The sequence below is a fragment of the Rhodococcus oxybenzonivorans genome, from assembly GCF_003130705.1.
Taxonomy (GTDB): Bacteria; Actinomycetota; Actinomycetes; order Mycobacteriales; family Mycobacteriaceae; genus Rhodococcus_F; species Rhodococcus_F oxybenzonivorans.
On sequence record NZ_CP021356.1, the window covers coordinates 116089 to 128232 of the forward strand.

Below are 12144 nucleotides of genomic sequence, written 5' to 3' on the forward strand. Positions count from 1 at the left end.
GTTAGGCGGTGGCCAGGTGGTAGTCGCCGGCCTCGTCCAGGGCGGCGGCGACCTGGTCACCGGTGAGCGGTGTGGTGCTGGTGACGGTGACCGTCGAGGTACCGTCGGCGACCAGGTCGACCCTCACTTCAACGACGCCGGCGAGTGTGCGCAGCTCCTCGGTGACAGCGCCGACGCAATGGCCGCAAGTCATCCCGGTCACTGGGTAGCTGGTGCTGGTGGTGGCGGTCATGGTGTTGTCCTTCACGGTCGAAGTCGGGATGGAGGGGGCACTCTGTTGCGGGGCGCAACAGGCGCATCCGGCCGCCTCGGGCTGAGCCAGGGACAGGGCGACTGGGCGGGTCGGTTTCACGGGTGCTTCATTCCTTTTCCTAGGGGATGCTCAGGAGCGCACGAGACGTGCGATCGCCGCGGAGGCTTCCTTGATCGTCTCGTCCGTGCTCCCGTCTGCGCGGACGGCGTTGCTGACACAGTGACGCAGATGCTCCTCGAGCAGCATCAACGCCACCGCCTCCAGCGCCCTCGTCGCGGCGGCGATCTGGGTGAGGACGTCGATGCAGTACTTGTCCTGGTCGACCATCCGCTGTAGGCCGCGCACCTGACCCTCGATCCGGCGCAGCCGCTTGAGATGGCCAGCTTTGGAGGCCATCTCAAGCGGCGTCGCGGTGTTCATCGCCGACCCTTCCCTGAGTCCTACTCGGGACTATACCATACCCCTGATGGGTACCACTGGTGCAACCGGGATACGCTCCCGCCGCGTGGACGGAAGACCGATCCGCTGGCGGCCGCCGGTGTCGCGCAAGCCCGCCGAGTCCAGGCTCGTCAGCGTTTCGAAACTTCAACTACTATCTACGCTCACATCTACTATCTATGTACGTAGATAGTAGATGTGATCCGCCTACACGAGGACACCCACTCATGCCGAGCCGAACCTCCCCCACGCCGCAAATGGGTCCTCGCGGCGCATCGATTCCCGCTGGTCGACGCAAGTCGCGAATATGCTGGGCCGCGGCCGCGGTGCTCGTACTGGTGCTGATTGCGGGCGGGGTCTTCCTCGCCACCCGCGACAGCACAACCGAGTTGGTGTCGTCAGCGCCACCCGCGGTGGGCGGGGACCTGCACACCGTCACGGTCGTGGGTGATGCGCTCTATGTCGGCGGGCACGCCGCGGTCGCGGTTTCCCGAGACGGCGGCCGCCAGTGGCAGCCGGTGCCGTCCCTACAGGGGGCAGACGCGATGGGCTGGGCCACCACCGACGACCAGGTCCTGGTAGGCGGCCACCCGGGCCTCTACCGTTCCTCCGATGGCGGCACCACCTTCACCCCGGTAACCGGTGCAGCCGCGATACCCGATGTGCACGCGCTCGGCGGTGCCGGGGCAACGGTGTATGCCGGCTCGCCGCGGGCCGGGTTGCTGGCCTCGACCGACGGTGGGGCCAGCTGGCAGGTGCGGAGCGCCCAAACCGGCCGGTCATTCATGGGGACGATCCTCGTCGACCCGAACAACCCGGACCGACTGATCGCCCCCGACATGTCCGCCGGGCTCACCGCCAGCAACGACGGCGGCCGGACCTGGACGCCGCTCGGCGGCCCCACCGGGGCGATGGCGGCCGCATGGAACCCCACCGACACCCGGCAGATTCTCGGCGTCGGCATGGGCGGCGCCGGCGTCTCCGAAGACGGCGGGGCCACCTGGCGGCCGGTCACCCTACCGATGGGCGCCACTGCCGTCAGCTACGACCAGAGCGGGCGCACCCTGTTCGCCGGTGCGCTGGACGGCCAGCAGGCCCGCGTCTACCGCAGCACCGACAACGGCGCGACATGGACACCGACCGCATGAACGCGGCTCATCCCCCAACCCCGGCCACCGGCCGCCAACCCACGGTCCGCCCATGAGCGACTTAACCCCCGCCCGCCGGTGCCTCGCACCGACGGTGGTCATCCTCGCACTCCTCGCGATCACCGTGGCCGGGCTGCTCGTCGCCACTCTCATGCGCCTGAACAGCGACGATGCATCCATCGACGCCAGCCCGACCGACGCGGTCAGCGCCGCGCCGCCCGCGGAGGTGGAGCGCCCACGCCGCGCTGCACGATATGGCCGCACTCTGCGCGCCCGACACCGACGAGGCGGCGCAACGTCGCATCGAAAGTGACGTCGACCTACTGGTGGCCTTCGCCCGGGCCTATCCCGACGCCAGCTTCCCTATCGACGACGAGACCGGACGGTCACTGGGTCTCCTCCTCATCGCCCGCAAGGAAATGCAGGTCTGCGCCCCCGACCGCGGCCGCCCGCGCCGCACTCCCACCGCAATTCCGGGACGACCCCGCCACCGGCGCCGACGTGCCGCCAGCCGCAGAGGCAACAACACCGAGCACTCCGTAGGCCCGTGCGAAGTACGTCGGCAAAGTTGGCGAATCTTGCTGTGAAACGGGTCCGACACGACCGCGGTCAGGAGCAGCCGCACCCGAAGCCGATCGGGCCCACACCGAACAGGGCAGGAAGCGCCCGCAGCTTACGGCGCGGTGCGACCGGTCCGGTCGATTGGGCACTCTCGCCCAATCTCCACGTGCTCAGACAATTGGGCGGTTCTCTCCTTCCGCAGGGTAGCTCCGTCGCAGATCACGACGGACCATAGCCGGGGGACGGGGAGGGCGTCATCCCCGCCAGCGTGCGAGCACCAATCACAATCGGGGCTTCGCCGCAAAGCTCCGGTTCGGGGACACGACCTTCCTGGATATCAGCCCGAGAACTCATCTACTATCTAGGTACGTAGATAGTAGATGAGGGTTCGTGGATGAAAATCCCGGTCCGGTTCGGAGGAAGTCATGCAGCAGTTACTTCTAGGGGTAGCAGTCCTGGCCTGCCCGATCGGGATGGGTCTGATGATGTGGATGATGATGCGCGGCGGGCAGAACAAGGGAGCCGATGACGCGAGCGAGCAACAGCAACTCAGGCAGTTGCGCGAGGAGATCAACGCGCTCAAGGCCGACCGCGTTGAGCGGCAGGGGTCCTGATGTCCACGTGGATTGCCGCCGTCATTGCGGCCGCCGCGCTGACCTCCACCTATTTCTTCTGCATCCGGCCGATGCGCCGCGGCCACAGTAGATGCGCGAGGCCTGCGGGGTCTGGGTCGGTGAGCCGGCAGGTGGCGGAATTGCGAAAGGAACTTCAAACACTCCAGAGGCAGGACTCGGCGGCGAAGAACGCAGCGCCGGCGCCGTCTGCCCGCGGTGGGTCGAGTCCGCTGACGGCAGGTGGTGATGTCGATGACTGAGCTCTTCCTTCGAGCGGCCGACACCGACCGTAATCAGATCGCCATCACGCTGGAGCGCGAGGTCGGCACCGGGCGGTTGACGCTGGACGAATACTCCGACCGTATTACGGCGGCATACCGCGCGCACGCTCGGGGAACTGGCGGCTTTGACGAGCGATCTGCCGCCATCGGCTCCGGCACCGGCCCCGGCTCATCCCGGCCACAAGACATTTGGGCCGATGGTCATTGGCCTGTCCGTACTGCTGGCCGGACTGTTGGTCACATTCGCCGGTTCTCCGACAGCTGCCGCAATGACGGCGATGATGACACCGGGCATGGGGTGTGGATGAGCGTGTGCGCTCACTGGCGGGTAGCGGATGGTATCGACTCGTAGACGGTGACTCCCGGCTGAGGCAGCGGCTCCCCGGCCGGGCCGACGGAGCGAGCGGCCCGCCCGTTTCCTCCCTACCAGCCCTTCGCCTCGACGCGCACGGTGAGGCACGCGCAGACAGTGCGTCGTCGCATCTGGTCGGGGCGGACACTGGGATGCGAGCACTTCGCCCCAGAGGGACACAAGACTTCGATGCCAGCACCACGCGCTCGCGGCCGGGGGTCACGCTCGAGGTCCCGTTTTCGGCCGGCGGCGGCCCGGCGAGGACCACCCTGGGGGTCGGAGTACGGCGTCGAGGCGCTCAAGTCACGTCATTAGACAGGCGTGATAGCCGAGTGCTGTCGATGGTGTCGACAACGTCTGTGGGGCTGTGGTGGTGCAGGTCGAGGGCGACGACGGTGCACCCCTTGGTGGTCCACGTGTGACGGACGCCGGGAAGGTCGTCGAGGGCGTCGTCGATCAGCAATGCGCAGCTGCCGCAGTGCATGCCCTCGACTCGGAAGGTGTGTGTTGTGGACATGGTTGATACTCCTTGCACAAGTGTTGAACGAGGGTGCCGCGGAGTTTGCAGCAGAGAGTCGGTCGAACGCGGACGCCCGTCGCCTGCGTCACACCCGCACTGGTCGCGAGAATCTTTCCCGCTTCGCAGGTCGAGTCGCTCCAATGGAGAGGCTGCACAAGTGTTCGGTGACAACGAGGACGCCCACCGTCGCCGAGTAGAGAAGGCACCGATCAGACGTCTCGACGAGATCGGCGCACGATCTGGACCATTCCGCACCAACGCCGGGTGTCCGGCAGTGCACTGCTGCGGTGCAAAGCGGTGGACTGGTCGGTCGGCAGCGGCGCGCCGACCAGAACCTCCGTCACTGAGCTCGACACCGCTCCCGCCCGGGTTGGGGCGCTGGGCCGACCGGACGATGCCGCGGACGCTGTGATGCCTCCCATTCCGGGCGGGCGCGGGTGGTCGCCGCTGAGGAGTGGTTAGCCGGGCATCATCGCTGCGCACATTTCGGACATCTGGCCGCCGATCATCGTGTACCCATCCCCTCGGCGGCCGGGGAATGGCTGGCACGTAGCAGGGTTGTGCCAACAAGACCGATGGGGTCAAAGAGGAACGCGAGCAGGAATAGTCTCCCTTCGCGATACCTCTTGATGCCTAGGCCGAGAGCGCGGTTCCGGCGTCGCGATTGCCGACGCCGATGAACCTCCTGCGTGGCAACGAGTCCGACCGCGACGACTGCTCCTTTACATGCCGGGCCCCAAGTGTCAACCTACCTGTCTGCCAAGCCGAAGGTACCGGTGGGGTCACCGGGTAGACGCCGAGAGCGCTGAGCCGGATCAGTCCTGCGGCAACGCACCAGTCGCGTCTTCATGCGATCAGTCTGGGGACGACACCGACACGTGTGGCGGTCGTGGTTCATCTTCTCCTTTGGCCAGATGGCGGCCGGGCGATGGCCTGAAGGCATCGTCCGCCCGGCAGGCCGAGTGTCGCGGTGAACCAGGCGACGTTTCCGGCATCACCGTTAACCATATTCAGGTGGTGTAGTCGAGTCGGGTCATCATACCGGCGTCCATGTGGTACCCGTTGTGGCAGTGGATCATCCAGTCGCCGGGGTTGTCGGCGACGAGATCGACGGCGACCGATTGCATGGGTAGGACCACGACGGTGTCCTTGCGTGGCCCGGCAGACCCGTCCGGTTTGACGACCTGGAAGGTGTGCCCGTGCAGGTGCATCGGATGCCACATCATGGTCATGTTGGTGAACGTCAGACGGGCGCGCTGGCCTTGCCGGATGGTCAATGGTTCGGTGTCGGCGAAGGTGCGCCCGTTGATCTTCCAGGTATAGCTCGTCATGTCCCCGCCGAGATCGGCCTTCAGGTTCACATCGGGCTGCCCCTGCGGCAGCATCACGTTCTCGGTCGCCACAAAGTTGTCGACGGTCCCGACTCGGCCGTTGAGCTCGGCGGGCTGATATGTCGGTGCCGGTGCGGAGCCGGCTCCGGTGGTCAGTAGGGCTTGCGCCTGCGCGTTCTTGCCCTCAGCCATCGCTACCAGAGGGAAGATGCCGTCCTTGGCGGTCACAATGACGTCGTACCGTTCTCCCATTCCCAGCAGCAGGGCGTCTACCTCGACTGGCTGGACCGGGAAGCCGTCGGTGTGGGTGACGGTCATTTTGTGTTCGGCGAGTGCGACCCGAAACGCGGTGTCCGCTCCGGCGTTGATGATGCGGATCCGTACGCGCTGACCGGGTTTGGCCGAGAAGGTTGTCGGGGCTTCTGGTATGCGGCCGTTGATCAGATAGTAGGGGTAGCTGACATCGCCGACATCCCCGCCCAGCAGGGCGCTGGCGCCCACGCCGTCGGACATCGTTGCGCCGGGTGCTGGTGGGCTACTGGGTTGGGTTCCCTGATCCATTCCGGGCATGCCGCTCATCCCGGGCATTCCCGACATGCCGCCCGACTCTGTGCCCATGGATCCCATCCCGCCTTTGCGAAGGTCGGAAAGGATGTCCTGTGGGCTCTTGCCGACGCCGTCGGTCCAGTCGTCGAGGACCACGATCCACTCGGTGTCGTAGGTTCCGGTCTCGCCAGGATCATCGACGATGACCGGTAGGTAGAGCCCGTAGTCCGTGTCCATCCCGACATGCGGGTGCGCCCAGTAGGTGCCGGAGTGCGGGACCGAGAATTGGTAGGTGAAGCTCTGGCCCGGCGCGATGTCGGGGCTGGCAGGCATTGCCCCATCCATGTCGTTGCGGAGGGCGATGCCGTGCCAGTGCACCGAAGTGGGGCGGTCCAGCCGGTTCGTCACTTTCACGGCCAACTCGTCTCCGATGCTGGCGCGGATCGGGGTTCCGGGCACGGTGTCGCCGTACACCAGCGTGCGCACCCTCGGTCCGCCCAGGTCGATCTCGGTGTTCTGTGGGGTAAGGCTGTAGTTCACCGTACGTCCGGTGTGTGGCCGTGTGGCCTCGGCTGCGGTTATCGCACTTTCATCGATCACTGTCCCATTGGGATTTGTCGGGGTACGGGAGCAGGCCGACAGCACGATGCCACCGAGGCCGACCCCCGCGGCAGTGAGAAATGCCCGCCGACTGAGGCCGAGTGGGGACTGGGTGCTGTCGCTCATGTGCTTCCTTCAGTTCTCGGGCGTGGGGGTGGTGCGTCCTCAGCCTCAGTGCGTCGTGACCGGAACCGGTGTTGCTTGGATGAGGATTTGATGAAGGTTGCCGTCCCTTGACGTTGGTCCTCTGTTTAGGGGAATTCGGCTGGCGCCACGGGGAGCACGAGGTCGAGCCGGGCCCCGTGTCCGCGGCCCTCACTGAACGCGGTCAGCGCACCCCCGTGGGCGTGCACGAGACTGCGTGCGATCGTCAGCCCGAGGCCGCTGCCGTCCGGGCGGCGGGCGGGGTCGAGGCGGTGGAAACGGCCGAACACCGCCTCGAGCTGATCCGCCGGGATTCCGTCGCCCGTGTCCTGCACGCTGATCTGCACGTGCTCTGGGTCGGCCAGCGAGGTAGTGATGGCGACTGCGCCGCCGGCCGGGGTATGCCGCAGGGCATTCTCGAGCAGGTTCGCCAGTACCTGCTCGATACGTTGTCGATCGAGCGGCAACACCGGAAGGCGCGAGAGGCGAACCGACAGCGCGATGTCCTCGTCTGCGAACCGCGGGGCCGCGGCCGCAGCAGCCGCGGACACAACCTGCGATAGATCGACTTCCTGCAGGTTCAGTACGAGCGCGTTCTCGTCCACCGCGGATAGGTCGGCCATGTCCGACGCCAGCCGCCGGAGCCGGTCGAGTTGGTTTCGCATGACGTCCCAGGACGAGCCGTCCGCCGGCAGTACGGCGTCTTCCAATCCCTCCAGGTATGCGTCGAGTGTGGCAACGGGGGTCCGTAACTCATGTGCTAGATCGGCCAGCATCTGCGCGCGGATGCGTTCCGTGCGATCCAATCGCCCGGCCATGTCGGCGAACGCCCGCTCAAGTCGCGCGAAATCCTCGTCCGATCCGGATGTCGTGGCGCTGAATGTGTATCGGCCATGGGCGACATCGTCGGCGGCCGCAACGAGCCGGCTTACCGGGGCTGTGATCCGGCGGACCAGGAGCCACGACGCGACTGTCGCGGCGGTCAGGGCGAACGCGGCACCGGCAGAGAGCGCCGTCGCGACGGTGAGCGCGAACGCCTGCTCGACGTGTGATCGCACCGTCGGGTTGTCAACACCGGCAGCAGAGAGGTGGATACGGAACAACGGGGTGGCCACCATTGAGGCCACCGCGGTCAAAATGACAGCGCCGACGAGCAAAACCAGCAACTGGGCTACCAGCAGCCGACCGCGCAAACCCAGGGACCTCACCCCGCCACCATCCCGTAGCCGACGCCGCGCACGGTGCGAATGAATCGCGGGGCTCCCGCATCGTCGCCTAGTTTGTAGCGCAATGCTCTGATGTGGACATCGACGACGTGTTCATCGCCGAACCACCCCGGACCCCACGCCGCCTCGATGATCTGACGTCGACCCAGCGCTGCGCGTGGCCGCGCCGATAGTGCCTTCAGCACATCGAACTCGGTGCGCGTGAGGTCTATCGGTTTTCCGTCGACCGTCACTGTTCTGGCCACCGGATCGAGCTCCAGTGGCCCGAACCGACGCACCGGCTCCTCGCTTCCCCCCGATGGCGTGCTTGCCGATCGGGGCCGGCGCAGCATCGCCTTGATCCGAGCCACCAGCTCGCGCGGCCCGAACGGCTTCACTACATAGTCATCGGCACCCACCGACAGGCCCACGACCTTGTCCAGCTCGTCGCCGCGAGCTGTCAACATCAGCACGTAGGCATCCGAGAACGTGCGCAGCCGTCGACACACTTCGACCCCGTCAAACCCCGGCAGCATCAGATCGAGGACCACCAGGACCGGATCGGCCTCCCGAGCGGTCTCGATCGCCGACGGCCCGTCGTGAGCGAGTACGACCTCGAATCCCTCCCTTCTCAGATAGCTGGCGATCACACCGGCCAACGCCACCTCGTCGTCGACCACCAGAATCCGCTGCGTACCGCCGCTCACCGTGCCAGGTTATCGGCAACAGCCACAGTGCAACTATCTGCGGTGTGGGACGTTCAGGACATCGACCGAGGCCCGATAAGTAGCCTCGTCGATCTCGCCGGAGGCAAACCTACGATCCAGGATTTGTCGAGGGTCCTCTCCGACGCGAGGTTGTCGGGGGAAGACCCACACAATCGCCCAGGCCAGGACACCAATCACCAGAAGCCAGAAACCCGCCATTCCGATCATCATCCAGCCGGCTCCGCCGTACAAATCCATCATCACATCGACCTCCAACTGTTCTTCCTTCACTGTGCCTGGCTTGACCTGTCAGAAAGGCCACGCAACCCATGAAGATTTCGTAAAGGAAGCCCACAACACTGCGTGGGATTAGAAGCGCGACGATCTCGGATCGCCGAGACGGTGAACGGACGCATTACGGATGCAGATGCCGATTGACCTATACCCATACAGGGTATAGGTTCAATCTAAACCTACGTGACCGATCGGAACTGTGCGCCGCGAGAGAGGAGACGGTGATGACTACCGCGAAAGGCGAGCGGACGATGCATCCTGAACCCGGGGCTGACAGCACCAACATCGAGGACATCAGCATGGCGGCGGTGAGCGTGTGGATCGTCGTCGCAGTCCACCTCGACGGGCGAGCACACTGGCTGGAGCTGCCAGACTCATTCTTCACCTGGTGGCATGCGCTGTTGTACGGCGGCCTTGGCCTGTCGATCGCACTGCTGGTGATGATGGGTATTCGCCGTCACGCTCCGCGCGAGTCGTGGGTGAGCGCGGCGGCGGCACCTCCCCGCGGATACGGCTGGGCGCTGATCGGCGCGTTGATCTTCGGCGCCGCCGGGATTGGAGATATGTTGTGGCACTCGATTTTCGGTATTGAGACGGGCATCGATGCACTACTGAGTCCGACACACCTGCTGCTATTCGGTGGTGCCGCACTCCTCTTCAGCGGGCCTGTCCTAGCCGCCCGCGCGAAGACCCCCGATGCGACGACGTGGAAAGCTCCCCCCATGCTTGCAGCTGCCTCGATCGCAGCAATGGCGGGATTTGCTCTGAGCTATCTATCCGCGTTCACCACCGACGCCCCGCTACGCACCGTGGAGAACTTTCCGGAGGGCACCGCCGAGCATGCCGCCACCGAAACGCCGGCGGTCGCCGGCCTTGCAAGCTATCTGATCACGTCGTTGGTGTTGGTGGTGCCCCTGGCGTATCTGCTTCGATCGCGACGCCTCCCGTTCGGTGCAATCACCGTGTTCGTGACGGCTCTCGCGTTGCTCGCTGTGATGGTGCAGGACTTCACCGACTTGTCGGTGGTTCTCGCCGTGCTCGTTGCCGGGCTCATCATCGACGTTGTACTCGCGGTCGCAGGACGCAGCGTGTCCTCACACCTGCGAACGCTCGGCATTGCCTTCACTGTTCCTCTCGCCATCTGGTCGGCACAATTGGTCGAGCTGCAACTCAGCGAAAGAATTAGATGGTCGCCGGAACTTGCCGTCGGCGCCGTGCTCGTATCAGCCATGGTTTCGACAGGGGTAGTACTGGTGCTCGCCTACACCGGCGATGCCGGGTACCGGACCAACGCGTCGTACAGGAACGGACACCGAAATCGCCGCAACCATACCGATCCCATCCACGGCAGCGATGCGGTGCGGTCGAGCCGGTAGACTCCTACAGTCCAAGTCCAGGGTGGTGGGAAGACCGCGGCCGACACGTGTGGCGCCATGGAGGGTGCGGAATGAACGGGTCGAACGCTGTCGCAGTGTTGTTCGTCGATCTATCCGGATTCACGGCGCTCACGGAAGTTCACGGCGACACCGAAGCCGCCGACGTAGCCGAGCACTTCGCGGAGCTCACTCGCGCAGTGCTCACTTCGCCCGACCGACTCGTCAAGACAATCGGCGATGCGGTCTTGTTGACCTCGACGACCCCCACCTCGGGACTCGAACTGATCCGTCGGATTCTCGAAACCTGCAGCGAGGCCGACCACTTTCCGGCCCTCCGCGTCGGCGCACACGTCGGACCGATCGTCGAACGTCACGACGACATCTTCGGTACGACGGTCAACCTTGCTGCGCGCATTACCGCTGCAGCCGCAGGCGGACAGATCCTCACCAGCCGCCCGATCGCAGAGGCAGCCCACGCCGCGGGGATCGGCGTCCTTGACATCGGCCTGATGTCCTTCAGGAATCTGATGACACCCGTGGCGCTGTTCGACCTCGACTTCGGTGCGACCACTGCGTCGGGCGGCGTGGACCCGGTATGCCGAATGCGCATTCGCACATCAACTGCTGCGGGCCGACTGCACCACCGCGGCACCGATTACCAGTTCTGTTCCTTGGCCTGCGCTGCCGCGTTCGCCGAAGACCCCGAACGGTTCTCTGAACCGTAACCGGATAAGAGGCGAACCCGCCAGAGGAAGCAGCGCACCGCAGGATCGTCAACGGAGCCGATTCGACCGACTACTATGTCCGATAGTAGTGACGATCCGTCGTCAATCCGTGACGCGGCACAGCCAACACAATCGAAGGAGGATGTCATGCCCTTTCACGGTCGCCGGACAATCGGGCTCGTCGCGGGCATTGTCGCCAGTGTTGTGCTGACGCCGGCTGCTCCATTCCGACGTCGCAGACCTCCTCCCCGTTACCTTGTTCACGGTTCTTCACAGAACGGCTACGGTCGCCAGACCCGATATGACTCCTTGCCCCTGTCTCTCGCATGATCCGGGGGGGTGGTGTCGCCGGGTGTGGTGGTGTCGACGGACCGCTGTTAGGGACACGGCCAACCGAAATTAGGTAGGTCTCTTTGTAACGTGGGTGCCGGGCGGACCGCATCCCCTATTCTCGACCGCTCGCGCCGACTCTGCACACGGATCCAAGCCGACAGATCCCGTCAAATTTCCGGTGGAGAAACCAGGGATACTGCGACAAGATGTAGTTCACGCCAATTGCTGCGCACCGACGGACCGTGCTGGATGCGAATGCAACATCGCAGATGGCGGTCAGTCCGCGTGCCGTGTAAACGCTTCGTTCACCCGCCGACCCTCAATTCGACCCGTGCCTGGGGGTCTGCATCCCAAAGAGATGTCAGGACAGAGCAATAGGATTCGATCGCCGCCGCGCAGGTGGTCGCCGGCGGCACCGCCCCCTGACCGGAACCGATGATCGCCCCGGCAAGAAAGAGCACCCGATTGGCGAGCGCTGCCGCCACGCTGCCGAGTTCCGCGACATCCCCGCCAATGCGGGCGGCCGCATCCATCACTTGGTCGGGAAGTACCGGTACCTGGTCAGCGAGAATGGTATGCCCAGTTCCATGTGCGATCGGATACTGTGATCTCCCCTTGCTGTAGTGACGTAGGCGCGATTCCGCCGTCCTGATCACCCCTCGCAGACACCGCACGTGGACCCGAAGCCTGCGGGGTCTACTGATGTGTCGGGCGGT

The 12144-nt window shown here is 65.2% G+C and carries 15 protein-coding genes; 7 read left to right on the forward strand and 8 right to left on the reverse strand.

Translation table 11 applies throughout. The annotated features are described in order from the left end of the window. Position 1: 1 nt before the first annotated feature. Together CBI38_RS36180 and CBI38_RS36185 are read right to left on the reverse strand one after the other, a co-directional pair. Positions 2–232, reverse strand: a complete 231-nt coding sequence (locus CBI38_RS36180; RefSeq protein ID WP_109336366.1) for a heavy-metal-associated domain-containing protein — start codon at positions 230–232, stop codon at positions 2–4. 150 nt (positions 233–382) lie between these two features. After that, positions 383–673, reverse strand: coding sequence for a metal-sensitive transcriptional regulator (locus CBI38_RS36185; protein ID WP_109336222.1), 291 nt, complete (start codon positions 671–673; stop codon positions 383–385). 245 nt (positions 674–918) lie between these two features. On the opposite strand from CBI38_RS36185, the gene CBI38_RS36190 reads away from it, so the two are divergent. From CBI38_RS36190 to CBI38_RS36205, 5 genes are all read left to right on the forward strand, one after another. Further along, positions 919–1839: a WD40/YVTN/BNR-like repeat-containing protein gene (locus CBI38_RS36190; RefSeq protein ID WP_162603412.1), complete on the forward strand. Its 921-nt coding sequence runs from the start codon at positions 919–921 to the stop codon at positions 1837–1839. Positions 1840–1891: 52 nt separating this feature from the next. After that, entirely contained in the window at positions 1892–2152 is a 261-nt protein-coding gene (locus CBI38_RS38215; RefSeq protein WP_162603413.1) for a hypothetical protein, read from the forward strand. Continuing rightward, positions 2094–2426 (forward strand): hypothetical protein, encoded by a 333-nt coding sequence (locus tag CBI38_RS36195; RefSeq protein WP_109336224.1) that lies wholly within the window; start codon positions 2094–2096, stop codon positions 2424–2426. The genes CBI38_RS38215 and CBI38_RS36195 overlap by 59 nt, the downstream gene beginning before the upstream one ends. Positions 2427–2825: 399 nt before the next feature. Next, positions 2826–3014, forward strand: a complete 189-nt coding sequence (locus CBI38_RS36200) for a hypothetical protein (RefSeq protein ID WP_109336225.1) — start codon at positions 2826–2828, stop codon at positions 3012–3014. A 252-nt stretch (positions 3015–3266) separates the two neighbouring features. After that, positions 3267–3647 (forward strand): DUF1707 SHOCT-like domain-containing protein, encoded by a 381-nt coding sequence (locus CBI38_RS36205; RefSeq protein ID WP_162603414.1) that lies wholly within the window; start codon positions 3267–3269, stop codon positions 3645–3647. Between the two features lie 298 nt (positions 3648–3945). Here the strand turns inward: CBI38_RS36205 and CBI38_RS36210 are convergent, their stop codons facing one another. From CBI38_RS36210 to CBI38_RS36230, 5 genes are all read right to left on the reverse strand, one after another. After that, a complete protein-coding gene (locus CBI38_RS36210) occupies positions 3946–4164 on the reverse strand; it encodes a cation transporter (RefSeq protein WP_109336227.1) in 219 nt (72 codons plus the stop codon). A gap of 1013 nt (positions 4165–5177) precedes the next feature. After that, positions 5178–6770, reverse strand: a complete 1593-nt coding sequence (locus tag CBI38_RS36215) for a multicopper oxidase family protein (protein WP_109336228.1) — start codon at positions 6768–6770, stop codon at positions 5178–5180. A 125-nt stretch (positions 6771–6895) separates the two neighbouring features. Then, positions 6896–7996, reverse strand: a complete 1101-nt coding sequence (locus CBI38_RS36220) for a HAMP domain-containing sensor histidine kinase (RefSeq protein ID WP_109336229.1) — start codon at positions 7994–7996, stop codon at positions 6896–6898. After that, positions 7993–8700, reverse strand: a complete 708-nt coding sequence (locus CBI38_RS36225; RefSeq protein ID WP_109336230.1) for a response regulator transcription factor — start codon at positions 8698–8700, stop codon at positions 7993–7995. Before CBI38_RS36225 ends, CBI38_RS36220 begins: the two co-directional genes overlap by 4 nt. A 33-nt stretch (positions 8701–8733) precedes the next feature. Continuing rightward, the gene (locus CBI38_RS36230) at positions 8734–8991 is read right to left on the reverse strand and encodes an SHOCT domain-containing protein (protein WP_335743657.1); all 258 of its coding nucleotides are present in this window, start codon (positions 8989–8991) and stop codon (positions 8734–8736) included. A 227-nt stretch (positions 8992–9218) separates the two neighbouring features. On the opposite strand from CBI38_RS36230, the gene CBI38_RS38220 reads away from it, so the two are divergent. Further along, on the forward strand, positions 9219–10370 hold the full coding sequence (locus CBI38_RS38220; protein WP_162603415.1) for a hypothetical protein: 1152 nt from the start codon (positions 9219–9221) through the stop codon (positions 10368–10370). A 71-nt stretch (positions 10371–10441) separates the two neighbouring features. After that, positions 10442–11095, forward strand: coding sequence for an adenylate/guanylate cyclase domain-containing protein (locus tag CBI38_RS36235; protein ID WP_162603416.1), 654 nt, complete (start codon positions 10442–10444; stop codon positions 11093–11095). Positions 11096–11733: 638 nt separating this feature from the next. Here CBI38_RS36235 and CBI38_RS38225 read toward each other — a convergent pair. Next, entirely contained in the window at positions 11734–11961 is a 228-nt protein-coding gene (locus tag CBI38_RS38225) for a hypothetical protein (protein ID WP_162603417.1), read from the reverse strand. Between the last annotated feature and the right edge of the window lie 183 nt (positions 11962–12144).

Coding starts and splice junctions, on each gene's coding strand:
- CBI38_RS38220 (WP_162603415.1), top strand. CDS start 9,219: ATGACTACCGCGAAAGGCGAGCGGACGATGCATCCTGAACCCGGGGCT.
- CBI38_RS36235 (WP_162603416.1), top strand. CDS start 10,442: ATGAACGGGTCGAACGCTGTCGCAGTGTTGTTCGTCGATCTATCCGGA.
- CBI38_RS38215 (WP_162603413.1), top strand. CDS start 1,892: ATGAGCGACTTAACCCCCGCCCGCCGGTGCCTCGCACCGACGGTGGTC.
- CBI38_RS38225 (WP_162603417.1), bottom strand. CDS start 11,961: ATGGATGCGGCCGCCCGCATTGGCGGGGATGTCGCGGAACTCGGCAGC.
- CBI38_RS36200 (WP_109336225.1), top strand. CDS start 2,826: ATGCAGCAGTTACTTCTAGGGGTAGCAGTCCTGGCCTGCCCGATCGGG.
- CBI38_RS36180 (WP_109336366.1), bottom strand. CDS start 232: ATGACCGCCACCACCAGCACCAGCTACCCAGTGACCGGGATGACTTGC.
- CBI38_RS36210 (WP_109336227.1), bottom strand. CDS start 4,164: ATGTCCACAACACACACCTTCCGAGTCGAGGGCATGCACTGCGGCAGC.
- CBI38_RS36190 (WP_162603412.1), top strand. CDS start 919: ATGCCGAGCCGAACCTCCCCCACGCCGCAAATGGGTCCTCGCGGCGCA.
- CBI38_RS36215 (WP_109336228.1), bottom strand. CDS start 6,770: ATGAGCGACAGCACCCAGTCCCCACTCGGCCTCAGTCGGCGGGCATTT.
- CBI38_RS36195 (WP_109336224.1), top strand. CDS start 2,094: ATGGCCGCACTCTGCGCGCCCGACACCGACGAGGCGGCGCAACGTCGC.
- CBI38_RS36185 (WP_109336222.1), bottom strand. CDS start 673: ATGAACACCGCGACGCCGCTTGAGATGGCCTCCAAAGCTGGCCATCTC.
- CBI38_RS36205 (WP_162603414.1), top strand. CDS start 3,267: ATGACTGAGCTCTTCCTTCGAGCGGCCGACACCGACCGTAATCAGATC.